This window comes from Paenarthrobacter sp. CC6, from assembly GCF_040560085.1.
GTDB classification, from domain to species: Bacteria; Actinomycetota; Actinomycetes; order Actinomycetales; family Micrococcaceae; genus Arthrobacter; species Arthrobacter nicotinovorans.
In genome coordinates this window covers 69001-91291 of the sequence record NZ_JARDAN010000009.1, presented here as the reverse complement: position 1 = coordinate 91291, position 22291 = coordinate 69001, and the positions used below count along the sequence as shown (strand labels likewise).

Below are 22291 nucleotides of genomic sequence, written 5' to 3'. Positions count from 1 at the left end.
AGTTCTGCTGGGCTCTAGTCGGTCAGTGTGGGTCAGATCCGGCAGGCGTGGATGCTGCTGACCAGGATGGCGCGCGCGCCGAGGTCGTAAAGCTCATCCATGATGCGGTTGGTTTCCTTCTTGGGGACCATGGACCGCACGGCTACCCACTCGGAATCGCGAAGCGGCGAGACCGTGGGCGATTCAAGTCCGGGAGTCAGCGCCGCGGCGTCTTCCACAAGGTCCTTGCGGATGTCGTAGTCCATGAGCACGTACTGGCGCGCAACCAGAACGCCTTGAAGGCGGCGGATGAGGATGTCGATTTCCTTCGCGGTTCCGTTGGCTGCGCCAGCGGAGCCCGTACGACGGATCAGGACGGCTTCGGACTTCAGGATGGGGTCGCCGAAGATCTCCATGCCGGCGGCCTTGAGGGTATTGCCGGTTTCCACGACATCGGCAATAGCGTCGGCCACGCCCAAGCGGACGGATGATTCCACGGCCCCATCGAGACGGACCACTGTGGCGTTGACGCCGCGTTCAGCGAGGTAGTCACGCAGGAGGCCGTCATAGCTTGTGGCCAGCCGCTTGCCTTCAAGCTGCTCGACGCCGGTGAAGTCACCAACAGGGCCGGCGAAACGGAATGTCGAAGGCGCGAAGCCCAAGGGGAGCAACTCTTCGGCTTCCACCTTCGCGTCAAGCAGGAGGTCCCTGCCGGTGATGCCAACGTCCAGGGTTCCCTGGCCTACATAGACGGCGATGTCACGGGGACGGAGGAAGAAGAACTCAATGTCGTTGTCAGGATCAACCATCACCAGTTCGCGGGAGTCGCGGCGCTGGCGGTAGCCGGCCTCGGAAAGCATTGCCGAGGCGGCTTCGGACAGGGATCCCTTGTTGGGGACTGCTACACGGAGCATTGGGAGAGACTTTCTTTTTGGAATGGAGGTTTCAGGCACATCGGCCACGCGGCTGACTCCGCTTGAAATGCGTGCGGAGGGGCGTGGCTAGAGATGCTTGTAAACGTCTTCCAGGCTGAGGCCCTTGGCGAGCATGAGGACCTGCAGGTGGTACAGCAGCTGGGAGATTTCCTCAGCAGCGGCCTCGTCCGATTCGTACTCCGCGGCCATCCAGACTTCGGCGGCCTCTTCGACCACCTTCTTGCCGATGCCGTGGATTCCGGAGTCCAGCTCGGCTACCGTGCGCGAGCCTGCCGGACGGGTCGCTGCTTTCTCACTCAGTTCTGCGAACAGCGTCTCGAAATTCTTCACGCCCTCCAGACTACTTGCTCCGGGCCCGGCGCCGCTTGTTGGGGCGTTGCATGACGAAGGGGATGTGAGTGAACACACACTCACATCCCCTCCGTTCGCGCTGGAATCAGCTGTATTGCTTGAGCGTCACGGCGGTGGCCAGGGCAGCGGTGACCGCCTCGTGGCCCTTGTCTTCCTGGGAACCCGGGAGGCCGGCCCGGTCAAGGCCCTGTTGTTCCGTATCGCAGGTGAGTACGCCGAAGCCCACCGGCACTCCGGTGCGGACGCTGACATCGGTGAGTCCCGACGTCGCGGCCTGGCAAACGTAGTCAAAGTGCGGGGTTCCGCCACGGATAACAACGCCCAGGGCCACGACGGCGTCAAAGTGCGGTGCCAGCCGGGCGGCTGCAACCGGCAATTCAAAACTGCCTGGAACCCGCACCAGGGTGGGTTCGGCGATGCCTGCTTCCTTCGCGGCACGCAGGGCACCGTCCACCAGGCCGTCCATGATCTGGGTGTGCCAGCTCGCGGCCACGATGGCGAGCTTGAGCTGCGAGGTTTCTTCAGGGTTGAGGGTAGTGAGGTCGATTGTGGGCGCGCCGTGTCCGCTCATGGTGTGCTGGGGATCCGTTCAGTCTTGGTTGCTGTTTGAGGTTTGGGGTGAAGCTGTCTTCTTGCCGTTGCTGACCGGCTCGACGTCGAGCGTCAGCCGGTGGTCCATACGGTCCTTCTTGGTTTGCAGGTACCGAAGGTTCTGCTCCCGGGACGGCACCTCCGTAGGCACCATCTCCACGACAGTCACCCCGGCTTTGTCCAGGCGGTGCTGTTTGTCCGGGTTGTTGCTCAACAGCCGGACTTCGTTGAGGCCCATTTCGGCAAGGATCTGACCCGCTGCGCTGTAGGAACGGGCATCGACCGGCAGGCCCAGTTGCTCGTTGGCCTCGACAGTGTCAAAACCGGCTTCCTGCAGGGCGTAGGCCTTGATCTTGTTGGCGAGTCCGATGCCGCGCCCTTCCTGTCCACGCAGGTAGAGCAGCGTGCCGCCTTCCCGGTGGATGAGCTCCAGGGCGAAGGCAAGCTGTTCACCGCAATCGCAGCGGTAGGAACCGAACACATCTCCGGTCAGGCATTCAGAGTGCAGCCTGACCAAGGGTGCCTGGCCGCCCTTGGGCGGATTGGGCGAGCTGACCGCGAGATGTTCAACCCCCGTGACATGATCCGTCCACGCCTGCGCCACAAATTCACCAAAGGCCGTCGGCAACTGGACGATCGGTCCCCCGCTTACGGGGTGCGGACCGGGCTCCGTGTGCTCACTGCTGCGTGTTGTCGATGCGGTCATCGCTTCTCCTCGTCTACCCGTGAAACCTGCGCCGCCCGGGACTCCGTCGCCTCAACATACGACACCAGGTCCTCTATGGAGATGAGGGGGCATCCATGTTCAGCGGCGAACCCGCGCAGGCTGTCCAAGCGCATCATTTCACCGTCGTCATGTACCAACTCTGCGATCACACCCACCGGGGCGAGCCCGGCCAGGCGACACAAGTCCACGGCAGCTTCCGTGTGTCCCGGACGTTCTCGCACTCCCCCCTTAACGGCCCGAAGCGGAAAAATATGCCCGGGGCGGGTGAGTGACGCCGGAGTGCTGCTCGGGTCCGCCAGGATCCGGGCCGTCAGAGCCCGGTCCGTGGCAGAAATACCCGTGCTGACTCCTACCGCAGCGTCACAGGAAACAGTATAGGCAGTACCCTTAGCATCTTCGTTGATTTCGACCATCGGGGGCAGAATCAGCGCGTCGGCCCGCTGGCCTTCCAACGGAACACAGATGACGCCGGAGGAATATCGAATGGTCCAACCCATCAGGGCCGGGGTGGCATGTTCAGCGGCAAAAATGATGTCGCCTTCGTTTTCCCTGTCCTCGTTGTCCACCACAATGACGGCCCGCCCGGCCGCCATGGCTGCGATGGCGGATTCCACGGAGTCCAGGCCCGGACGCTGCGACGTCGCCGGCTGCGGGGTCGTGGGGGCGCTCATCGGGTGCCCTCCTGCCGCGGAGCGAACGACAGAAGCCGTTCGGTGTATTTTGCCAGGACATCCACTTCCAGGTTGACGTGCCCGCCAACCGGTTTCGCTCCCAGGCCCGTCTCCTCCAGCGTGGTGGGGATGAGGCCGACTTCGAACCACGCGTCCTTTTCGGAAGCCGCGCTGACGGCGGTCACCGTGAGCGATACCCCGTCGACGGCGATGGAACCTTTTTCGGCGATGTAGCGTGCCAGCGGGGCGGGGACGCCGAACCGCAAGCGGTCCCAGTTACCCAGCGCTTCGCGCTCGAGCAGCTCCCCCACGCCGTCAACATGGCCTTGCACGACGTGGCCATCCAGCCGTCCGCCGGCAGGAACACAGCGTTCCAGGTTCACGGTGTCGCCCGCAGCCAATTCCCCGATGGTGGTGCGCGTCAGGGTCTCGCCCATGACATCGACGCTGAAGTCCTGTCCATCAATGCGGGTGGCCGTGAGGCAGACACCGTTGACGGCAATGGAGCCGCCCAACGGCAGGTCCCCGGTAGTGGTGGGGGCCTTCAAGCGCAGTGTTGCGCTGGCATCGCCGTCATGCTCAATACCCAGGACAGTGCCTTGTTCTGCAACGATTCCGGTAAACATCAGTGTCCTCCTGTGACATATTCCGCGGCGTCACTGCGTGAAACCATATTCTTCTGCGGAATCGAATTCTTAGTGGTGTTGGCAGCACGTCCGGCCGGCCGGAGATGGAGCCGCAGGTCGTTGCCGAGGGTCCGTACCGGACCCCCTGATGCCTCGTCCCACGCCCAGTGCTGGGCTTCGGCGAGCGTGCCGATACCCAAGTCGTTCAGCGCCGGAGTACCGGACCCCAGCAGGGTCGGCGCCAGGTAGACAATCAACTCGTCCACCAACTCCGCCGCAAGGAAGGTACTCAGAATGCTCGAACCCCCTTCGACCATCACATGCCGGACACCCTCTTCGAAGAGCATGCCCAGGGCCTCTGAAGGATCCCGGGTTGGCAGATGCCTGAAGCGGCCGTCGGTTCCCCGTACCGCTGCCCCCTCCGGGACATCCCGCAGGCCCATGACTGCCCGGACGGGCTGGCGCTGGGAAAGTTCACCGTCAGGAGTGCGCGCCGTCAGCCGGGGGTTGTCGATGAGCACGGTTCCGGTCCCTACGAGGATCGCATCGATCAGGCGCCGCAACGCGTGGTTGTCTGCCAGCGACTCTGCGCTGGAGATCCACTGGCTGGTGCCGTCAACCGCAGCGATCCGGCTGTCCAAGGTCTGTGCAATATGCAAGGTGACGAACGGGCGTTTGGCGGCAACGGCGTCGAACCATTCCCGGTTCAAGTCCAGGGATTGGTCGTAGCCGAGCCCGGACGTGACATCGATTCCTGCCGCGCGCAGCGTCTTGGCACCGCCGGCGGCGGGGTCGTGCGGATCGTCGACTGCGTAGATCACCTTTGCGATGCCGGCTGCAATGATGGCCTGGGCACAGGGACCTGTCCGGCCTACATGGTTGCAAGGCTCCAGGGTGACCACCATGGTGGTGCCCTTGATGTCGATTCCCTGGCGCCGGGCTTCGGAGATGGCGTCGGCCTCCGCGTGGGCCGTCCCGGCACCGCGATGGTAGCCGGTGGCAAGTTGCTCGCCTTCCGCGCCGAGGATCACTGCACCAACCAGCGGATTCGCTCCTCGCGGGCCAGCCAGGGCGGCGGTGAGAGCTGCGTCCATGGCGGCCTTTTCAGTAGCCGAAAACTCAACGGCCTGCGCGCTCATCGCACGGCTCCTGCGGGCGCCGGAAGTGGTTGAACAGCGCCACGCTCACGCTTTTCGGCCCGCCACCACACAAAGAATCCGGTCAGGGTAAAGAACCCGTAGAACAGGTACATCACAGCACTGGCGTAGTAGCCGGCACTGAACAGCAGAGGCACGCCCACGATGTCCACGGCAACCCAGATCAACCAGAATTCAGTCCATCCCCGGGCCATGCCGTAAGTGGCCAGGAGGGAGCCCATGAAGGTCCAGGCGTCTGCCCACACAGGTGGGTAGGAGCCGAGGGCGTCAAACAGGGGCGTCAGGGCCGCAGTACCGGCTACCATCGCGCCGATCAGAATCAGGCGCACCTTGTTACCGGCCCAGCCGGGGACCACGGCCCGGCCCTGGGTGCTCGACTGCCGGCCTTGACGCCACCGGTACCAGCCATAAAGTGCAACGGCGATGAACATCACCTGCCGGCCGGCCTGTCCCCAGAGGGTTGCGGGCGCAGCAGCACCGAATACGTTGCCGAGGAACACGGTGAGCAAAAGGATGTTGCCGATGATTCCTACCGGCCAAGCCCAGACTTTCCGGCGCATTCCGCCGAGGGCGCTGAGTAACCCAAAGATGTTTCCAAGCACTTCGCGTAAGACAAGAGCAGATCCTCCAACGGGGATCTGTGCTTCGAAGAGCCATCGCAGAAAATCCATGCCGTTCCTTCCCAGTAAGCCGCGATGACTCCGGGGGTGTACGACAGCGCAATGCCGGGCGTCACTGAAGGAACGCCCACGGCATGACTGTACGTGCTTCTCCCATCCAGACTTTAACTGTCGGTACCGGAATTCCACCGGTTCAACCGTCCGCCATCTCTATCCGGATTGCTCAGGACATCGGTGGCTCGCGGGTCGCGGACTATAACCGCCGGTTCGGACTTACACCGACCCCGGAGCACGTATGTGTGTTGTTATTGTGCCATAACCAGAGCGATGACCAGGCTATTCCCGGCCATCTTCGTAATATCCGGTGACGGCGTAAAGGCCTAGGCCGCCGTCGCGGCCTGGCCTGCTGCACGCAGCCGATCGATCGCCGCAGCCGGGTCCTCGTGACCGTAGACAGCCGAGCCCGCAACAAAGACGTTGGCGCCGGCCTCAGCAGCCCGGACGATGGTCTCCTCCGTAATGCCGCCGTCCACCTGGATCGCTACAGCAATGCCCGAACCCTCGATGGCAGCACGGGCGCGGCGGATCTTGGGCAGGGTGATGTCAAGGAACGATTGCCCGCCGAAGCCGGGCTCCACCGTCATGATCAACAGCATGTCCAACTCACTGAGCATGTCCAGGTAGGGCTCTACCGGTGTCGCAGGCCGTAAAGCCATGCCTGCTTTGGATCCCCGTTCCCGCAGTTCACGGGCCAGTTTCACCGGGGCCATGGCGGCCTCGGCGTGGAACGTCACGGACGCGACGCCGGCGTCTGCGTAGGCAGGCGCCCAGCGGTCGACGTCGGAAATCATCAGATGCGCGTCCAGCGGAACGGGGCTTACGGCCTGAATCCGCTGTACCACCGGCAATCCGAGCGTCAGGTTGGGTACGAAGTGGTTGTCCATGACGTCGACGTGGACGGCGTCGGCGTTGCTGATCCTCTGCAACTCCGCCTCAAGGTTGACGAAGTCCGCGGACAAGATGCTCGGGTTGATACAGCACTGAGACAAGGCAGCCCCTTCGGGTCGGTATGGGTCATGGTACGGCTGCAGCGAAGAAATGGTTCCACCGCAGCCGGGGGATCTTGCGGCTACGGCTTCTTTCGGATAATGGCCATGAACATGGCATCCGTCTGGTGGATGTGCGGCCACAGCTGGGCAGTGAGCTCATGTCCCGCACCCAGATTTCCGGTCAGGCTGACGTGGTCGAGTGCCTGCCCGGAGTCGAGCAATTCGAGGTCGTCCCGCTTGTTGAGTACGTCGCCAACCACTGCGGTGGTCTCAGCAGGGTGGGGAGAACACGTCACGTAGGCCACGACGCCGCCGGGTTTGACGGCGTCGATCGCCGATTTCAGGAGATCCCGCTGCAGCGGACCGAGATCGCCGATGTCCTTGGGCGAGCGACGCCAACGTGACTCCGGCCTCCTGCGCAGGGCGCCAAGGCCGCTGCACGGAACATCCACCAGGACACGATCAAAAGCTTCTGGCTGCTCGGCGCCGACTTCGCGCCCGTCGCCCGTGCGCACACTCCAGGATTCCGTGGGCACAGCGGACAGCGCCTGTTGGACAAGCTTGGCCCGGTGTGGTGCCGGCTCGTTTGCCAGGAGGGTAGCTCCGTCGCGATAGGCAAGGGCGGCCAGCAGCGCCGCCTTGCCACCGGGACCTGCGCAAAGATCCAGCCATTTCTCGCCATGGGCGGCACGCTCCCCGAGCTCTACGCCGGCCAACGCACGTGCAACAAGCTGGGATCCCACGTCCTGGACACGCGTGGTGCCCCGCCGTACTGATTCGAAGCGGCCAAGGTCCCCGCCTGCGGAGAGCGCCGAGCCTTCTACGAGTTCACCGGGAGTGGCTCCGTTGTCAAAGGCCTCATCCAGGTCACCCAGACCCGGTAGAGCCACCAGGTTGACCACCGGCGCCGCGTTGTCGGCTTCCAGGAGGTCGTCAATCTCGGCCTTGGGCCTGCCGTGGTTCACCAGTGACTGCCGCAGCGCGCGGACGATCCACTCAGGGTGTGCATGGCGGAGGGCAGCGATCTTGGTCTCGTCGGTTTCCTGGTCCAGCAGGATATCCAACCACTCGTCCATGCTGTGGGCAGTGACCTTGCGGAGTACCGCGTTGATCAGGGCCGATGGACCGGCGCCAATGACTGCACGGGCCAAACCTACTGTTTGGTCCAACGCGGCATGGGCAGGAACCCGCATCGACAGTAGCTGGTGCGCACCGATCCGCAGGGCATCCAGGATCGCGGGGTCCAGCTGCTCCAGGGGCCGGTCAACACAACGGGCCAGAATGGCGTCATAGGTACCCTGGCCACGCAGTGCCCCGTAGCTCAGCTCGGTGGCGAACCCGGCATCTCGACGGTCCAGGCGGTGCTCCCGGATTCTCGCGGGGAGGACCAGGTTGGCGTAGGCGTCCTCCGAGGCGACAGCCCGGAGTACCTCGAATGCGACCAAGCGCGCAGGGTCGGCCCGGCGGGTACGCTGCGACGGCGCATTGTTGGTGAATCCGCGCTGGGGTCCCCTGTTCCGCTCCCTGCCTTGGGCGTTGCGTTGGCTACCGCCCCTGGCCCCGCGGTTGCCCTGCCCGCCGCCGTCCCGGCTCCCGCTGTTGTTGGGGCCTCGACGGCCGGACTCACTCATTCGAATACCACTCTCTCAGGTGCTGCCAAGCCGCGGGCCCAATCGGCCGGCGACATCATTTTCTTGCCGGCCGGTTGAATCCGGCCAAGCTCTACGGCGTGGGAACCGGTGCCCACGAGTACGGATTTGCCATCCACCCGGATGGTTCCGGGCGCGAGATCGTCGATCCCGGGCCTCAACGTCACAGGTTCCAGTTTGACCCGCTGGCCTTCCAATGTTGTCCATGCTCCCGGTTCCGGGGTCACTCCCCTGGAACGGCGGTTCAGTGCCAGCGCCGGCTGCCGCCAGTCCAGGCGCCCGTCATCCAATGTCAGCTTGGGAGCCAATGACACCTCTCCTGACTGCGGTTGCGGAGCAGCCTGTCCGGCGTCGATGGCGGAGAGCGTCTGGCTCAGCAGCACGGCTCCGCTGATGGACAACCGCTCAAGGAGATCCCCGGCAGTATCTTCCGGCCGGACAGTTTCCGTGAGGGTTCCAAACACGGGCCCGGTATCGAGGCCCTCTTCGAGCTGGAACGTTGCGGCGCCAGTGACGTCGTCTCCGGCAATGATGGAACGCTGAACAGGAGCAGCACCGCGCCAAGCCGGCAACAAAGAGAAGTGCAGATTGACCCAGCCATGCGTGGGGACGCCCAGGGCAGCGCGCGGAACAATCCCGCCGTAGGCAACGATGGCGGCCACATCAGGCGCATAACCCGCGATGCGGGCCGTGGTATCGGCGTCAACCTTGGCCGCGCGAATGACCTCGATGCCCAATTCCCCGGCGCGGGCCGCTACTGGGGAGGGAGTCATGACGCGTTTGCGGCCCAGTGGAGCGTCCGGGCGGGTCAGGACGGCAACGACGTCGAAACCGGCCTTAACCAAAGCGTCCAGCGACGGTACAGCTACGGCCGGCGTCCCCGCGAAGAGTACCCTCACTCGGGAACCCCGAAACTGCCCCCACCGAAGCTTGAACCCACACTGTTAGCACGCTTCGACGTCGTCTTTTCGGTTATGGCGTGGTAGTTGGCGTTTCTGATGGCGCGAAGGGCAGCCTTGCGGTCCTCCCCTTCCAGCCTGTCTGTGTACAGCACGCCGTCAAGGTGATCGGTCTCGTGCTGGAAACAGCGTGCCAGCATGCCTTCGGCCTCCACCGACACCGGGTTGCCGTTCAGGTCCACGCCAGTTGCCCGGGTGGCCCTGTAGCGGCGCACGGGGAATCCAAGGCCGGGAATCGAGAGGCAACCCTCTACCTCGTCAGGCTGGAAGTCTTCGCTGTTTTCCAGGACCGGATTAATGATGTGGCCCTCCACTCCGCCGATGCGGTAAGTGAAGACGCGCTGGCTGACGCCGACCTGCGGAGCGGCCAGGCCTGCGCCCTCAACGTCCTCCATGGTTTCTGTCATGTCAGCTACCAGCTTGGCGAGCTCCGGACCGAAGTCGGTGACGGGGTCGGCCACGGTGCGCAGCACCGGATCCCCGATGATTCGGATACTCAAAATTGCCATGCTCTGCCTGTCCTCACGATCGTCGAACCCGGCCCTCGCGTTGCGGAGCCTAAGCCAGTTTAGTTGAGGTCATGGCACCGCCGCTGTTGGCCGGCGCGGCACCGGCCGCAGTAAACACCGGTGGCGCAACCGGCAGCAGGGCTTGTCCGGCAGCAGTGACATCCGCCGACATCTCCCACACCCGCCGAAGGGCACAGAACTTCCACCAGTGGTGCTTGAGAATCTCCGGGTTTGCCCGCATGGGCCTCACCTCGGTTTCTCCGATGGCAACAGCCAGCAACATGGGATTGTCCCCGTACCTCCAGGGTTCCCACTCACCCGAAACGGGGTCCACCAGGCTTTCTTCGGCTTTCATCCCGGCCGTAAGCTGCATGACCACTTTGTCGTCAAGGGATTTAACCGTTCCGTCACGGGTGGTGCCCTTGGTTTTGTAGTCAATGAGACAAATACGTCCATTGATTTTGGCCACCAGGTCCAGCGTCCCCGCATAGCCCACTGTCTTGTTCCACACCGTAATTTCGGGCGCCAGCGGCTCCACCCGGTACAACTCCCACCATTCATCGAAGCGGGCCGCAAACGCCTGCTCACCGTTGGCTGCAAGTTCGTCCCTGCATTCCTGCATGCGGTGCGGGCGTCCCAGGGCCCGCAAAGCTACCTGCTCGCAGTATGTATGGACGCGATCACCACGCGCCGCAGCCGCGTCCCGGTACACCTCGGCTGCCTTGGATGCCTTATTGACTGCTTGCCGCACTTTTGCCGGACTTCCGAGGATCGCCGGGAGGTCAGGATCCGCCGCCAGGCTGCTTGCCCCCATGTAGCTGAACCAACCGTCCAGTGCATGGGCCTGTTGGCCGATCACCGTCGTGATGGATGGCACGGAGAATTGCTCTGTGGTGGAGCGGGCATACATCCGGCCGTAGTCAGTAGCGTGGGCAAGCAGTGGAGCAGTCATATAAAGACTTTGTCATAGAGGACCGACAGAATTCTCCGGCGGGAAGATCCTGAGGAGCTGCTCCGGAGAGAGCCGGGCAAGCTTGCCGGCAAGGACGGGCGCGCTCCGGGCCAGCTCCTCAAACGGCGGGCGGGGTTGCTCCGCGGTGCGAAGCTGTTCAGCATCCTCAGGTTCCTGCATGCTAAGTATGTGCTGAAGCAAGGCAATTCATGATGCCGTCGATGAGATCCTTATGCCAAGCATGTGCCTGCTGGAGCGGACGCCTGATTCATCAGTTCAAAACTTTTTTGCGCAATCGTGAAACCCTTTGTGATCTTGCGGACACTACAGGTTATGGGGAACTTGGAATCTCACGATGCCGGATTATGGACGCGGAGTCTGACTGGTGACGGTGCAGCATTCGGCGTACTGTTCGATCGGCACCGTGACAGGGTCTTCCGGCACGCATACCGCCTCTGCGGCAATCGCCATACATCCGAGGACATCCTGGCGACAGCATTCCTTGAGCTGTGGAAGAAGCGCCGGAAGGTCAAACTGGTAGAGCACTCCATCCTTCCTTGGCTCTTGGTGACAACAACGAATGTCGCCAGGAATACCAACAGGGCGACAGTACGGTATCGAAAGATGCTCGACGCACTGCCACGACAAGAAGAAGCGCAAGTAGACAGCGGTGAGGCTACGTACCTTCAAGCGGTGCTGGATCAAGACGTCGTTGACGCCCTGAAGACTCTTAGCCCTATCGATCTCCACCTGATCAGTCTGGTTGTCTTCGAGGGGTACCCGGTAAATGCGGCCGCGGAGCTCCTCAATCTTTCGCCCGCCGCCGCCAAGAGCCGGATGCATCGGGCCCGCTCAAAGATCAAGGAAGTCCTGCAGCCGAAGCCAGCGCCCCCCTCGCAATTTGTCATGGAAGGAAACGGATCATGATTGATCTCAGAGTCGATGAGGGCTTCAGTAAAGCACTACGCGCTGAACTTGTTTCCCGGGTAAACACGGCAGCCTCCAACCAGCCCCGAAAAGCCACGCGTTGGTGGCTCGGCGCAGGCGTGTTTGTCGGCGCCGCGCTGCTCGGTGGAGTTGGAGCAACCGCAGCCGGACTTCTGACCCTTCCGGGGGCGCCGATCATCACACCCCTGGGTACCCCAACAACCGAAACCCACACGGGTCCTGCCACCATCGATCTAGGTACGGCACCGAAGGAAGCCAAAGCAATCCGCCTCGAAATGACGTGCCTGACAACCGGCTCCTGGGCGTACGAATCAGGGGCCACCAGTACCTGCAAGCAACATGACCTCGACGGACGTGCCGCTACAACGAGGTTTCAGATACCTGTCGCGCCGGGCAAAGAGACTACGACGATCAACACCCAAGCACAGAGCCAGTGGAGACTGACCTGGACCTTTGTCGACGTTGAGTCGACCGACTGGGCCACAAATGCGAACGGAGAAACGTACGGCGCCGAGAACGACAATGGACAACCGGAATTGGTCGCCGTGAAAGCCACCAACGGCGAGTACGGGTATGTTCGAAAAGCCGAACTGGATGACGCCACAGGAGCTTCCCGGGCCCAAACGTTCAGAACCCCCGAGGAGGCCCTTGCCTGGCAGGCCGAACGCCAAGGAAAGAGCTACGCGATCCCCGTCTACGACTCTGACGGGAAAACCGTAGTCGGTGAATTCGTCGTTCAAGACGGCAACGGGCACGTTGTGGAGACAGACGGCAACGGGCACGTATTGGAACCAGACCTGCCTTCCGCAAGCACAATGCCGAGACTTGGGGGGCTTTGAAAGACCCAATTAATCAGATTTCGTGCGCCGTTTGGCCGTCGGAATGGCCTCATTTCCCCTTACTGCCCATGTTGCTTGGGCTGATGGGCGCTGCAGCAGGGAACGTTGTTAGTTGACAGGCGGAAATTGCTCACCATTCGAAACAGACCAGCCCTTTACTGTGTAGGTGCCAAGAACTGTTACACCGTCTTTGGCCAGCAATGGGACCTGGACGTCACCGACACGCCCATCGGCTTTGGAAGCGACATGGGCTGCCACTTCTTCAGGGGACACCGGCTGTGCGCGCCTCTCCAGATCAGACCTGCGGACATACCCGACCGTCTTATGATCGTCACCGAATGCTTCAATCAAATCAGGCTCGTCACCCGGTGCACGTGAATCAGTCAGCGCCCCGTAGCTTTGACCTTGCTCATTCACTTCGTACGTCACAATTGACCTTCCTTCCGTAGTATCCGAGGTCTGGGTCAGCATCACGCTCAGATGTCCGTACTTGGCGGGGCGTACCTTCACAGTAACGGCGGAGTGACGGAATTACCCCCTGCCGGACTTTCGCTTTTCCTCGACGGAAGCCGTGCTTCCGCTGACATGACTTTTGTACACGTAGCAGGGCCTTTGAGTTCGCGATACGCAACATCGGCTGCAGTAACTCCGCTGGTTGCTTTGGTTGCCGGCTCGACGGTGTACTTGGAGGTGTCCCCGGTAACCTGGCGAGCCTGCGACTTGCCCGGCACTCGCCGTAGTGCCCCAGGGGTACTTCAGGTCCGCAGACAGGAAACCCGGTCACGAGTCCCGCGCAGCTACCAGGAATTTGTGGAAAGGCCCAGAAACCCAAAAGGCCCCCGGGTCCCCGGGGGCCTTCCTTTGGTGGGCGATACTGGGTTCGAACCAGTGACCTCTTCGGTGTGAACGAAGCGCGCTACCACTGCGCCAATCGCCCGGGTGCATAGAAAACACTAACGGACCTGGGCCGGATTGCAAAACGAGCGGAAGGCTGCCGAAGGCCGGTGAACTACAGCTGTGGAATTACAGCAGTGAAACTCGCCCGAATCCGCGTCAGTACAAGGAACCAAGGCCCGCCGCACCCGGATCCAAGCTACCGATTTGGAGAATGCAGGAACCTCCTATAGAGTTTTTACTCGTCGGAAAGCGACGGAATGCCTACAGGGTTGCCCGTCGGAACCGCACTGCGGACGTAGCTCAGCTGGTAGAGCACCACCTTGCCAAGGTGGATGTCGCGAGTTCGAATCTCGTCGTCCGCTCGCAAGGCACTGTCAAGGCAAGTATTCCCCGGAATCCTGCTTACACGGTGGGTTGGCCGAGAGGCGAGGCAGCGGCCTGCAAAGCCGTATACACGGGTTCGAATCCCGTACCCACCTCGGTGAAAACCATGTCTTCCGGCTTTTGCTGGATGCATGGGCGATTGGCGCAGCGGTAGCGCGCTTCCCTGACACGGAAGAGGTCACTGGTTCGATCCCAGTATCGCCCACCAGAACAAGGCAACTTGTTTGTTGTTGAAAGCCGGACCCAGTCTGGCAGGCAACATGTGCGGACGTAGCTCAGCTGGTAGAGCACCACCTTGCCAAGGTGGATGTCGCGAGTTCGAATCTCGTCGTCCGCTCTCCTCATTGCAGGACCCGGTAACGGGCGATTGGCGCAGCGGTAGCGCGCTTCCCTGACACGGAAGAGGTCACTGGTTCGATCCCAGTATCGCCCACCAGAACAAGGCAACTTGTTTGTTGTTGAAAGCCAGACCCAGTCTGGCAGGCAACATGTGCGGACGTAGCTCAGCTGGTAGAGCACCACCTTGCCAAGGTGGATGTCGCGAGTTCGAATCTCGTCGTCCGCTCCACGAAAAGCAGCTCCCAGGAGCTGCTTTTTTTATGCCCTCATTTACCTGCGACCCAATTCATCATGAGAAGTAACCGATACCCCTCGGAAGAAGTCGCTTTATCTAATGTGATTCCGCTCGCAATAATGTACTGCGAGCTCATCACCGTTCCACGCCTACCGGCAGGAGTACCCCCCCATGAATGTAAAGACGGCTTCACAGTCCGTCCTGAGGCGCAAGCCCATCGACGATATCGAGGAAGAAAGCAAGCACAGCGGGCTCTTTAAGAGTCTTGGCCTTTGGCAGCTGACGGCCATCGGCGTCGGCGGAATTATCGGCGTCGGAATTTTCTCCCTTGCGGGCCTGGTTGCCCACGGCAGCGAGAGCAACCCGGGCGTAGGCCCGGCCGTTCTGTTTTCCTTCCTGATCGCCGGACTCGCCTCCGGGGCGGCTGCCTTGTCCTATGCCGAATTCGCCGGCATGATCCCCCGCGCCGGATCGGCGTATACCTACGGCTACGTTGCGCTGGGCGAAATCATCGGCTGGTTCATCGGCTGGGACTTGCTGCTTGAATACATCGCCATCGTGGCGGTGGTAGCTATCGGCATTTCCGGCTACTTCGACGCCTTCCTCTCCGGCATTGGCATCCACATGCCAACCTGGATGACGTCCACTGCCGATGAAGGCAAGGGCGGCATCATCAATCTTCCCGCCATCCTCGTCTGCCTTCTGGTGACCTGGATCCTGAGCCGTGGAACCAAGGCGTTCGGCCGATTCGAACTGGTGGCCGTGGCCATCAAGGTCATCCTGATCCTGTTCATCATCGGGCTCGGCATCTTCTACGTGAACACCGAGAACTACAACCCGTTCATGCCCAGCGGTTTCGGCCCCGTTGTGGCTGGTGCCGCGACCGTCTTCTTCGCGGTCTTTGGTTACGACGCCATGAGTACTGCAGCGGAGGAAGCCAAGGACGGCAAGAAGCACATGCCCAAGGCCATCATCCTGTCGCTGATCATCGCCATGCTGCTCTATGTTGCCGCAACCCTCGTCCTTACAGGAATGCAGAACTACAAGGACATCAACCCGACCGCCGGCTTCGCCTCGGCGTTCACCGGCGTCGGCCTCCCGGTCATTGCCACCATCATTTCGGTGTTCGCGGTGCTGTCCATCCTGACCGTGATGCTGACGTTCCTCCTGGGTGTCACCCGCGTTTGGTTCTCCATGAGCCGCGACGGGCTGCTGCCCGGCTGGTTTGCCAAGACTGACCGCCACGGCACCCCGCAGCGTGTCACGTGGATCGCAGGCATCGCCTCGGCCTTCCTGGCTGGTGTCTTCCCGATCAAGGAAGTTGCGGACCTGACCAACATCGGCATCCTGGCAGCCTTCGTCGTGGTCTGTGTTTCGGTGATCGTCTTCCGGTACACCAAGCCGAACGCAGCGCGTACCTTCCGCCTGCCGCTCATGCCCCTTGTTCCCGCCTTCGGCGTGCTGGCATCGGCGTTCCTGATGTTCCAGCTCCATTGGGAAACCTGGGTACGGTTCGGCGTCTGGCTCATCATCGGCCTGGTGATCTATTTCGCCTACGGCCGCAAGCATTCCCTGATGAACCCGGACAGCCCGCGGCACAAGGTCGCCAACGAACCGTTGGCCTAGTTATCCACAGGCCGCGTTTGAGCCCTTGGCACCTCAGGGAACTGGTGTTAGGGTCGGACGCGGAGGAGCGAACTGGCTCCGCGATGGAAGGGAGGTGCCCGTGGGTTTAATTGACGACCTGAAGGGCAAGGCTCAGGGTCTCATTCAAGGCAACGAAGAAGCCATCAAGAATGGCATCGAAAAGGCCGGGGATTTTGTGGACGAAAAGACGGGCGGCAAGTACGCCGGTCACGTCGACAAGGTCCAGAACGCCGCTTCCGACTTCGTGGCCAAGAACGACGGTCAGCCTGAGCAGGCTCCCGTCACGGATGAGCCGAAGCAGCCGTAGCTGCCTGAGCCGCCGTACCAGATACGTCAAGGGGGCACCGGTCCCGCCGAGAGGCGCCACCGGTGCCCTTGGCGTTTAACCGGTGCTGTTGGCGTTTGCAACGGCCGCCAACAGGTCAGGTATTTTGGAGCTTATGCCTTCAGCCTCCCCGACAACCACCAACAGCCGTGCCACCCGGGACGCTTTGGGACCGCCGATCACTGCAGGCATCGTGACAGCCTTGGTCGGGTTCACTTCATCATTCGCTGTCGTCCTTGCTGGACTCAGGGCAGTAGGCGCGGATCAAGGACAAGCCTCCAGCGGATTGCTGGCCCTGACCCTGACTTTTGGTCTGGGCATCCTCTGGCTGTCCTGGCGGAGCAGGATGCCGGTGACCCTCGCGTGGTCAACTCCCGGTGCGGCGCTCCTTGTGACCGCAGGAACGGTCGACGGCGGGTGGCCGGCGGCCGTGGGTGCCTTCCTGTTGGTCGGGGTGCTGATCGTCCTCACGGGGTTGGTTCCGTTGCTCGGGAGGTTGATGGCAAAGATTCCCACGGCCTTGGCCCAGGCCATGCTCGCAGGTGTCCTGCTCCCCTTGTGCCTTGCACCCTTCAAGTCGCTGGGTACGGCACCGGCGTTGATCGCCCCGGTGCTGTTGTGCTGGATTGTGCTGATGAAATTCGCGCCGCGCTGGTCCGTTCCTGCATCGCTGCTGGTGGCACTGGCCGTGATTGGGATCCACATCATGTCCTCGGGCGTACAGATCCCGGCTGAGAGCCTCCTCCCGCGGCTGGAATGGACAACGCCGGTGTTCTCCGTGGAGGCTGCCATCGGCTTGGCGCTGCCGTTGTTCGTGGTCACCATGGCGTCGCAAAACATTCCCGGCGTAGCTGTCTTGAAGTCCTTTGGATACACCACCCCGTGGCGGCCGTCCATGCTGGTGACCGGAGCCGGAACCATTGCCGGCGCACCGTTCGGCGGCCATGCGATCAACCTGGCAGCGCTAAGCGCCGCGCTTGCCGCCGGGGAGGAAGCAGGCAAGGATCACGGCCGGCGCTGGATCGCCGCCTTCGTCTCCGGTTTGGCGTATCTGGTCCTCGCGGCGGCGTCGGCAGCGCTCGTTACGGTTGTCGCGGCAGCGCCCCCGGGACTCCTTGAGGCCGTCGCGGGCCTCGCGTTGCTGGGTACTTTGGCAGCCTCGATCTCGTCTGCGCTGGCAGTGGCTGAGGAGAGGATACCGGCCTGCATCACTTTCCTGCTGGCAGCTTCAGGAATTGCTTTCGCCGGTGTCGGCGCAGCGTTCTGGGCCTTGGCAGGCGGAATCGTTATCCGCTGGGTGTTGAAGGACCGCGGACCCCGAAAAGCGGTCTGATTCAGGCAGGTTCGTGATTTTGTGCTTCGCGGGCCAGGGCGGTCAGGCGCGAAACGGCGCGGAAGTACTTCTTCATGTATCCGCCCGTCATCATCTCTTCGGTGAAGAGCTGGTCGAAGGGAACGCCACTGGCCAGAATGGGCACATCTTTGTCATAGAGCCGGTCGGCCAGCACCACGAAACGGAGCGCGACGGCCTGTTCCGTAATGGTTTCGACGTCGCTCCACACCACGGCCTCCACGCCGGAAATGAGTTGACGGTACCGGCTGGGGTGCACCGCAGCCAGATGGTTGACCAAGGTGCGGAAATCATCCACCGCCACGGTCTTCCCGTCGAACTCAGTGCGCATCCGGTGCTTGAGTTCTTCGGTCTTGAGCGGTGCCGGCGCGGCGGGAAGGCCACGGTGGCGGAAGTCCTCGCCGTCGATCCTGACGACGTCGAATTGGTCCGCGAGTACCTGGATTTCCCGCTGGAAGTCGACGGCGGCGAAGCGGCCTTCGCCCAGTGAACCAGGCAGGGTGTTCGACGTGGCAGCAAGCTTCACACCGGCGTCGGCGAGTTCCCGCATGAGGCGGGACATCAGCACCGTGTCTCCGGGATCATCGAGTTCGAATTCGTCGATGCACACCAGTTTGTAGTTGCTCAGCGCTTCCACGGTCTTGCGGAACGACAACGCCCCCACCAGGTTGGTGTATTCCACGAACGTTCCAAACGCCTTGGGGCCTGGAGACCTGTGCCAAAGGGACGCCAGGAGGTGGGTCTTACCCACGCCGAATCCGCCATCGAGGTAGATCCCGGCCCTCGTGGCCGGTGCCTTCTTGGCGAAGAGCTTCTTGAAGAGTCCAGCGTCATTGCCGTTGCCTACGCCATCGGCAAATGCCGACAGGAGTTTCACGGCGTTGGCCTGGCTTGGTTGGGAAGGATCGGGCCTGTAACTGTCGAACGAAACCTCTCCGAACCGGGGAGACGGGTAGAAACCCTTGAGGAGTTCCTCCACGGAAACTGCCGGCGTGCGGGCAGCCAGTTGTTCGATCTTTACCACGGTGGTCCGTTCCTTCGGCATTGGGTCCCCAGCAAGAATACCGGCAACGGACGCCACGGTAACTGACACGTGACCAAGCCCATGTTTCACCGTATGACCACCGGGAAGCAATCCGCGCAGCCCGTGGTTAGTGTTGAAGCAGGCCGGGCCCGCACCTGCACCACCTTCCACGGCCTGGCTCCGTCCGTTGTCAGTGAAAGGCCATCATGTCCTACCCCGTTGAACAAAACGAAAAGTTTGCCTCTTACGCGAACCCTGAACGCCTCGTTTCCACCGAGTGGCTCGCGGCAGCAATTGCTGACGGCGCTGTAGCCGACGGCAAGTTGGTGCTGGTCGAGTCCGACGAGGACGTCCTGCTGTACGAAACCGGGCACATCCCGGGAGCAGTCAAGATCGACTGGCACACCGACCTGAACGATGAAGTCACCCGGGACTACGTCGACGGGGCAGCCTTCGCTGCCCTCGCCGCTTCCAAGGGCATCTCGCGCGACAGCACTGTGGTGATCTACGGCGACAAGTCCAACTGGTGGGCTGCCTACGCCCTGTGGGTCTTCACGTTGTTCGGTCACCAGGATGTCCGCCTCCTTGATGGCGGACGCGACAAATGGATCGCCGAGGGCCGCGAGCTGACCACTGAGGTCTCCCGGCCTGCTGCGGGCGAGTACCCCGAGGTCGAGCGCGACGACGCTCCCATCCGGGCCTTCAAGGAGGATGTCCTGGCACATTTGGGCAACCCCTTGATCGACGTCCGCTCCCCCGAGGAATACACCGGCCAGCGCACCCACATGCCTGCCTACCCCGAAGAGGGCGCCTTGCGTGGCGGCCACATTCCCACGGCCGCCTCGATCCCGTGGGCCCGGGCTGCAGCGGAAGACGGCACCTACCGCAGCCGCGAAGAACTTGAAGCCCTCTACCTGGGCGAGGCGGGGCTGAAGCCGGGCGACGATGTCGTGGCGTACTGCCGCATCGGCGAGCGGTCCAGCCACACCTGGTTCGCCCTGAAGTACCTCCTGGGCTTCGACACAGTGCGCAACTACGACGGCTCGTGGACCGAGTGGGGCAACGCAGTGCGGGTTCCCATCGTCAAGGGAGCCGAACGGGGTACAGTTCCCTCCGCCTTGGTCCACAGCTAGTACCGCGCTCTCAGCACCTTTGTGCGTAAGCTGGAAGAGATGAGTACGAACACCTTGCCCACCGCCCTGGCGGAAATTGTTGACGACTTCCAGGCGTTGACGGAACCTGACCGCCTCCAGCTCCTCCTGGAGTTCTCCAGAGGCCTGCCTGAGCTGCCGGAGCGTCTGAAGGACCACCCGGAACTGCTGGAGCAGGTCGTGGAATGCCAGTCCCCGCTGTTCCTGACGATTGAGTCAGAGAAGAACGCCGACGGCGAGCGTTCATACCGTCTCTTCTTCAAAGCACCGCCGGAAGCACCGACTACCCGGGGTTTCGCAGGGGTGCTGCATGAGGGGCTGGACGGACTGACTGCCAAGGAGATCCTTGCGGTGCCTGACGACATGCCCGAGCTCCTGGGCCTGACCCGGGCCATCACGCCCTTGCGGATGCGGGGAATGACAGCGATGCTCGGCCGCATCAAGCGGAAGGTTGCGGCCGCAAGCCGTTTGGAACACTGAAAGGCAACGCCACTCGGTATGGCAAGGAAATTGACTTCACAGGGAACGCCGGCAACAGCAGCACTCGCTGCGGCCGGCGTTCCCTTCGTCCTGCACCCCTACGCGCATGATCCCGCTGCAAGCAGCTACGGGTTGGAAGCGGCGGAGGTCCTGGGCATTGATCCCGACCGTGTCTTCAAGACGCTGATGGTGGACGTGGAAGGCAAGTTGGCCGTTGCCATTGTCCCCGTGTCCGGGAACCTGGACCTGAAGGCCGCAGCTGCGGCCCTCGGGTCCAAGAAAGCGGCGATGGCAGATCCCAAAGCTGCTGAACGCCGCACTGGCTACGTCCTGGGCGGTATATCACCGCTGGGGCAACGCCAGCCCTCCCCCACGGTCCTGGACGAATCAGCCCTGGTATTTGAGACCATACTGGTCTCCGGTGGCCGTCGGGGCCTGGACATTGAGCTCGCTCCTGCGGACCTGCTTCGGCTCACCAACGGCGTCACCGGGCCGATCGGCACAGGACGCAACTGACCTCAGACTGCTGGCCCCGCGGCCGCCGGACGCTCGGCGTCGCCCGACTGGCCCGGGTTCTTCCGGGGTGCGAGCTGGGCCTGGAGCCACGACCGCACCAAGCGCTCCCAACGCTCCGGATCCACGTTCCATTCCTTGGTGTGGCGGGCACCGTGGAACGGCTCGAATGTCACCATCTCGGGGTTCTTTTCGGCGAGACTGGCCGAGGGCCCGAAAGGAACGTAGTCGTCGTCCACACTGTGGATCAGCAACGTTGGAGTGCGCAACTCAACGGCGCGGCTGTCCCAGTCCATGGCTTTGAGGTCCACGGGTGCTGCGAGCCCCGTCAGCCTGCGTCCCAGGGGATGGCCCAGCATCAGTTGCCCGTAACGCCCCACGGTATAGGGGATCCTGTTCATTTCGGCGTGGTGGGCCATGACGTCCACCCAGTTGATCACCGGAGCATCCAAAACCAAGGCCCTGATGACTTGCCGGTATTTGGAAAGGTCCGCAGTCTGCAGGCTGATTGCACCGCCCATGGACCAACCGAAAAGCACCACTTCACGTGCGCCGTTCTCCAAGGCGTATTCGATCGCTGACTCCACATCACGCCATTCCGTGGAGCCCAGACCGTAGCGGCCGTCCAGGGCGGAAGGTGCCAGTCCGTCGTTCCGGTAGGAGATGAGCAGGCTGTCCAGGCCAAGGTCCCGGGCGGTGCGGACTGCCCGGAGACCTTCGAGCCGGGTGGCTCCCCGGCCATGGACCATGATCGCCCAGACCGGCGCCGGCGACGAGGCATCGGCGCGGATCAACCACGCAGGCGCCTTTCCGCCGTCGACGTCGATCTCAACATCCTCGGCCGCAAGGCCGATCGCGGACGGATCGGGGTAGGTAGCGCCGCTCCACCACGCCCGGCGTGCTTCCGAAAGATCGCCGCTGTAGACCTCCTCGACTTCCCGGAGGACGGTCTGTTCGGCGGGCAGGTAGGAGACGATCCGGCCTATCCTGGCGTGTCCCTTTCCACCTGAGAAGAACAGGCTGAAGACGCCGTCGATGGTCGAGTCGGGCGTGGCAGCCAGGATGACCTGCAGGCCGTTGTCTCCCCGGATGACGGCCAGGACTTCCTGGTCCTCGTGCCGTGCGGCGGGCGTGATGACCCGGCGGGCAAAGTAGACGGCGAGCGCAGAGGAACCGGCGCCGACAAGTCCCGCAATGGTGGCGCCGGCAAGGAAACCTCCAATGGCCCACTTGGCGCGGGGGGACAGTTTTTTCTCAGCAGCGTCGCTCGCTGGCCTTGTCATTGATGCCATGGTTCCATTTTGCCGTGAGTCGGCGTGGGCTGGTGCAGGCTGGGCCCGCGCGGCGAAGGTTGGGCCGAATCGGGCGCGGAAACCCTGCGGA

General features: G+C 62.6%; 25 protein-coding genes, 7 tRNA genes and 1 riboswitch. Of the genes, 14 read left to right on the top strand and 18 right to left on the bottom strand.

Annotated elements, in window-relative coordinates:
* Positions 1–32: 32 nt before the first annotated feature.
* The 14 genes from hisG to PV760_RS10660 all read right to left on the bottom strand — a co-directional run bounded on the left by hisG (position 33) and on the right by PV760_RS10660 (position 10955).
* Positions 33–893 (bottom strand): ATP phosphoribosyltransferase, encoded by an 861-nt coding sequence (gene hisG, locus PV760_RS10725; RefSeq protein ID WP_018778637.1) that lies wholly within the window; start codon positions 891–893, stop codon positions 33–35.
* 87 nt (positions 894–980) lie between these two features.
* Positions 981–1244 (bottom strand): phosphoribosyl-ATP diphosphatase, encoded by a 264-nt coding sequence (locus tag PV760_RS10720; RefSeq protein WP_018778638.1) that lies wholly within the window; start codon positions 1242–1244, stop codon positions 981–983.
* Between the two features lie 106 nt (positions 1245–1350).
* Positions 1351–1836, bottom strand: a complete 486-nt coding sequence (ribH, locus tag PV760_RS10715) for a 6,7-dimethyl-8-ribityllumazine synthase (RefSeq protein WP_018778639.1) — start codon at positions 1834–1836, stop codon at positions 1351–1353.
* Between the two features lie 18 nt (positions 1837–1854).
* Complete coding sequence (ribA, locus tag PV760_RS10710; protein ID WP_039240819.1) at positions 1855–2562, bottom strand: GTP cyclohydrolase II; 708 nt, start codon at positions 2560–2562, stop codon at positions 1855–1857.
* Positions 2559–3254, bottom strand: a complete 696-nt coding sequence (gene ribB, locus PV760_RS10705) for a 3,4-dihydroxy-2-butanone-4-phosphate synthase (protein ID WP_018778641.1) — start codon at positions 3252–3254, stop codon at positions 2559–2561. The genes ribA and ribB overlap by 4 nt, the downstream gene beginning before the upstream one ends.
* Positions 3251–3880 carry a riboflavin synthase gene (locus tag PV760_RS10700; protein WP_039240817.1) on the bottom strand — a complete coding sequence of 210 codons (630 nt, stop codon included), beginning with the start codon at positions 3878–3880 and terminating at the stop codon, positions 3251–3253. The genes ribB and PV760_RS10700 overlap by 4 nt, the downstream gene beginning before the upstream one ends.
* Entirely contained in the window at positions 3880–5019 is a 1140-nt protein-coding gene (gene ribD / locus PV760_RS10695; RefSeq protein WP_354627703.1) for a bifunctional diaminohydroxyphosphoribosylaminopyrimidine deaminase/5-amino-6-(5-phosphoribosylamino)uracil reductase RibD, read from the bottom strand. Before ribD ends, PV760_RS10700 begins: the two co-directional genes overlap by 1 nt.
* A complete protein-coding gene (gene pnuC / locus PV760_RS10690) occupies positions 5016–5708 on the bottom strand; it encodes a nicotinamide riboside transporter PnuC (RefSeq protein ID WP_354627702.1) in 693 nt (230 codons plus the stop codon). The genes ribD and pnuC overlap by 4 nt, the downstream gene beginning before the upstream one ends.
* Before the next feature lie 89 nt (positions 5709–5797).
* Positions 5798–5954, bottom strand: a riboswitch (FMN riboswitch).
* A gap of 83 nt (positions 5955–6037) precedes the next feature.
* Entirely contained in the window at positions 6038–6706 is a 669-nt protein-coding gene (rpe, locus tag PV760_RS10685; protein ID WP_018778645.1) for a ribulose-phosphate 3-epimerase, read from the bottom strand.
* Between the two features lie 80 nt (positions 6707–6786).
* A complete protein-coding gene (locus PV760_RS10680) occupies positions 6787–8337 on the bottom strand; it encodes an RsmB/NOP family class I SAM-dependent RNA methyltransferase (RefSeq protein ID WP_354627701.1) in 1551 nt (516 codons plus the stop codon).
* A complete protein-coding gene (gene fmt, locus PV760_RS10675) occupies positions 8334–9254 on the bottom strand; it encodes a methionyl-tRNA formyltransferase (RefSeq protein WP_079581333.1) in 921 nt (306 codons plus the stop codon). Before fmt ends, PV760_RS10680 begins: the two co-directional genes overlap by 4 nt.
* Positions 9251–9823 carry a peptide deformylase gene (gene def, locus PV760_RS10670; protein ID WP_018778648.1) on the bottom strand — a complete coding sequence of 191 codons (573 nt, stop codon included), beginning with the start codon at positions 9821–9823 and terminating at the stop codon, positions 9251–9253. Before def ends, fmt begins: the two co-directional genes overlap by 4 nt.
* A gap of 49 nt (positions 9824–9872) precedes the next feature.
* Positions 9873–10775, bottom strand: a complete 903-nt coding sequence (locus PV760_RS10665) for a hypothetical protein (RefSeq protein ID WP_039240808.1) — start codon at positions 10773–10775, stop codon at positions 9873–9875.
* 12 nt (positions 10776–10787) lie between these two features.
* The gene (locus tag PV760_RS10660; RefSeq protein WP_179128352.1) at positions 10788–10955 is read right to left on the bottom strand and encodes a hypothetical protein; all 168 of its coding nucleotides are present in this window, start codon (positions 10953–10955) and stop codon (positions 10788–10790) included.
* Between the two features lie 153 nt (positions 10956–11108).
* Between PV760_RS10660 and PV760_RS10655 the strand changes: the two genes are divergently transcribed.
* Both PV760_RS10655 and PV760_RS10650 read left to right on the top strand, forming a co-directional pair.
* Entirely contained in the window at positions 11109–11702 is a 594-nt protein-coding gene (locus PV760_RS10655) for an RNA polymerase sigma factor (RefSeq protein WP_354627700.1), read from the top strand.
* Positions 11699–12562 carry a peptidase M56 family protein gene (locus PV760_RS10650; protein WP_354627699.1) on the top strand — a complete coding sequence of 288 codons (864 nt, stop codon included), beginning with the start codon at positions 11699–11701 and terminating at the stop codon, positions 12560–12562. The genes PV760_RS10655 and PV760_RS10650 overlap by 4 nt, the downstream gene beginning before the upstream one ends.
* A gap of 108 nt (positions 12563–12670) precedes the next feature.
* Here the strand turns inward: PV760_RS10650 and PV760_RS10645 are convergent, their stop codons facing one another.
* Both PV760_RS10645 and PV760_RS10640 read right to left on the bottom strand, forming a co-directional pair.
* Positions 12671–12991 carry a hypothetical protein gene (locus PV760_RS10645; RefSeq protein WP_079581336.1) on the bottom strand — a complete coding sequence of 107 codons (321 nt, stop codon included), beginning with the start codon at positions 12989–12991 and terminating at the stop codon, positions 12671–12673.
* A 433-nt stretch (positions 12992–13424) separates the two neighbouring features.
* Positions 13425–13499 (bottom strand) — tRNA-Val (locus PV760_RS10640).
* A 249-nt stretch (positions 13500–13748) separates the two neighbouring features.
* Between PV760_RS10640 and PV760_RS10635 the strand changes: the two genes are divergently transcribed.
* The 9 genes from PV760_RS10635 to PV760_RS10595 all read left to right on the top strand — a co-directional run bounded on the left by PV760_RS10635 (position 13749) and on the right by PV760_RS10595 (position 17722).
* A tRNA-Gly gene (locus PV760_RS10635) sits at positions 13749–13821 on the top strand.
* A 46-nt stretch (positions 13822–13867) separates the two neighbouring features.
* Positions 13868–13938, top strand: a tRNA-Cys gene (locus tag PV760_RS10630).
* A 38-nt stretch (positions 13939–13976) separates the two neighbouring features.
* A tRNA-Val gene (locus PV760_RS10625) sits at positions 13977–14051 on the top strand.
* 56 nt (positions 14052–14107) lie between these two features.
* A tRNA-Gly gene (locus PV760_RS10620) sits at positions 14108–14180 on the top strand.
* Between the two features lie 24 nt (positions 14181–14204).
* Positions 14205–14279 (top strand) — tRNA-Val (locus tag PV760_RS10615).
* Between the two features lie 56 nt (positions 14280–14335).
* A tRNA-Gly gene (locus PV760_RS10610) sits at positions 14336–14411 on the top strand.
* 177 nt (positions 14412–14588) lie between these two features.
* Positions 14589–16043: an amino acid permease gene (locus PV760_RS10605; RefSeq protein WP_055977667.1), complete on the top strand. Its 1455-nt coding sequence runs from the start codon at positions 14589–14591 to the stop codon at positions 16041–16043.
* A gap of 94 nt (positions 16044–16137) precedes the next feature.
* Complete coding sequence (locus PV760_RS10600) at positions 16138–16371, top strand: antitoxin (protein WP_018778655.1); 234 nt, start codon at positions 16138–16140, stop codon at positions 16369–16371.
* A 133-nt stretch (positions 16372–16504) separates the two neighbouring features.
* On the top strand, positions 16505–17722 hold the full coding sequence (locus PV760_RS10595; RefSeq protein ID WP_354627698.1) for a benzoate/H(+) symporter BenE family transporter: 1218 nt from the start codon (positions 16505–16507) through the stop codon (positions 17720–17722).
* Between the two features lies 1 nt (position 17723).
* Here the strand turns inward: PV760_RS10595 and zapE are convergent, their stop codons facing one another.
* Positions 17724–18764 carry a cell division protein ZapE gene (zapE, locus tag PV760_RS10590; RefSeq protein WP_035733964.1) on the bottom strand — a complete coding sequence of 347 codons (1041 nt, stop codon included), beginning with the start codon at positions 18762–18764 and terminating at the stop codon, positions 17724–17726.
* A gap of 206 nt (positions 18765–18970) precedes the next feature.
* Between zapE and PV760_RS10585 the strand changes: the two genes are divergently transcribed.
* Genes PV760_RS10585 through ybaK form a run of 3 tightly spaced genes read left to right on the top strand, consistent with a single transcriptional unit; the run spans position 18971 to position 20911 of the window.
* Positions 18971–19897, top strand: coding sequence for a sulfurtransferase (locus tag PV760_RS10585; RefSeq protein ID WP_039240804.1), 927 nt, complete (start codon positions 18971–18973; stop codon positions 19895–19897).
* A 39-nt stretch (positions 19898–19936) separates the two neighbouring features.
* Positions 19937–20395: a SufE family protein gene (locus PV760_RS10580; RefSeq protein WP_018778661.1), complete on the top strand. Its 459-nt coding sequence runs from the start codon at positions 19937–19939 to the stop codon at positions 20393–20395.
* A gap of 18 nt (positions 20396–20413) precedes the next feature.
* On the top strand, positions 20414–20911 hold the full coding sequence (gene ybaK / locus PV760_RS10575; protein WP_354627697.1) for a Cys-tRNA(Pro) deacylase: 498 nt from the start codon (positions 20414–20416) through the stop codon (positions 20909–20911).
* 2 nt (positions 20912–20913) lie between these two features.
* Here the strand turns inward: ybaK and PV760_RS10570 are convergent, their stop codons facing one another.
* The gene (locus tag PV760_RS10570; protein ID WP_354627696.1) at positions 20914–22200 is read right to left on the bottom strand and encodes an alpha/beta hydrolase family protein; all 1287 of its coding nucleotides are present in this window, start codon (positions 22198–22200) and stop codon (positions 20914–20916) included.
* Between the last annotated feature and the right edge of the window lie 91 nt (positions 22201–22291).

Bases quoted from the DNA above. Each gene is read 5' to 3' on its own strand.
- hisG (WP_018778637.1), bottom strand. From the start codon at position 893: ATGCTCCGTGTAGCAGTCCCCAACAAGGGATCCCTGTCCGAAGCCGCC.
- ribH (WP_018778639.1), bottom strand. From the start codon at position 1,836: ATGAGCGGACACGGCGCGCCCACAATCGACCTCACTACCCTCAACCCT.
- ribA (WP_039240819.1), bottom strand. From the start codon at position 2,562: ATGACCGCATCGACAACACGCAGCAGTGAGCACACGGAGCCCGGTCCG.
- ribB (WP_018778641.1), bottom strand. From the start codon at position 3,254: ATGAGCGCCCCCACGACCCCGCAGCCGGCGACGTCGCAGCGTCCGGGC.
- PV760_RS10700 (WP_039240817.1), bottom strand. From the start codon at position 3,880: ATGTTTACCGGAATCGTTGCAGAACAAGGCACTGTCCTGGGTATTGAG.
- ribD (WP_354627703.1), bottom strand. From the start codon at position 5,019: ATGAGCGCGCAGGCCGTTGAGTTTTCGGCTACTGAAAAGGCCGCCATG.
- pnuC (WP_354627702.1), bottom strand. From the start codon at position 5,708: ATGGATTTTCTGCGATGGCTCTTCGAAGCACAGATCCCCGTTGGAGGA.
- PV760_RS10680 (WP_354627701.1), bottom strand. From the start codon at position 8,337: ATGAGTGAGTCCGGCCGTCGAGGCCCCAACAACAGCGGGAGCCGGGAC.
- def (WP_018778648.1), bottom strand. From the start codon at position 9,823: ATGGCAATTTTGAGTATCCGAATCATCGGGGATCCGGTGCTGCGCACC.
- PV760_RS10665 (WP_039240808.1), bottom strand. From the start codon at position 10,775: ATGACTGCTCCACTGCTTGCCCACGCTACTGACTACGGCCGGATGTAT.
- PV760_RS10660 (WP_179128352.1), bottom strand. From the start codon at position 10,955: ATGCAGGAACCTGAGGATGCTGAACAGCTTCGCACCGCGGAGCAACCC.
- PV760_RS10655 (WP_354627700.1), top strand. From the start codon at position 11,109: ATGGGGAACTTGGAATCTCACGATGCCGGATTATGGACGCGGAGTCTG.
- PV760_RS10650 (WP_354627699.1), top strand. From the start codon at position 11,699: ATGATTGATCTCAGAGTCGATGAGGGCTTCAGTAAAGCACTACGCGCT.
- PV760_RS10605 (WP_055977667.1), top strand. From the start codon at position 14,589: ATGAATGTAAAGACGGCTTCACAGTCCGTCCTGAGGCGCAAGCCCATC.
- PV760_RS10595 (WP_354627698.1), top strand. From the start codon at position 16,505: ATGCCTTCAGCCTCCCCGACAACCACCAACAGCCGTGCCACCCGGGAC.
- PV760_RS10585 (WP_039240804.1), top strand. From the start codon at position 18,971: ATGTCCTACCCCGTTGAACAAAACGAAAAGTTTGCCTCTTACGCGAAC.
- PV760_RS10580 (WP_018778661.1), top strand. From the start codon at position 19,937: ATGAGTACGAACACCTTGCCCACCGCCCTGGCGGAAATTGTTGACGAC.
- ybaK (WP_354627697.1), top strand. From the start codon at position 20,414: ATGGCAAGGAAATTGACTTCACAGGGAACGCCGGCAACAGCAGCACTC.
- PV760_RS10570 (WP_354627696.1), bottom strand. From the start codon at position 22,200: ATGGCATCAATGACAAGGCCAGCGAGCGACGCTGCTGAGAAAAAACTG.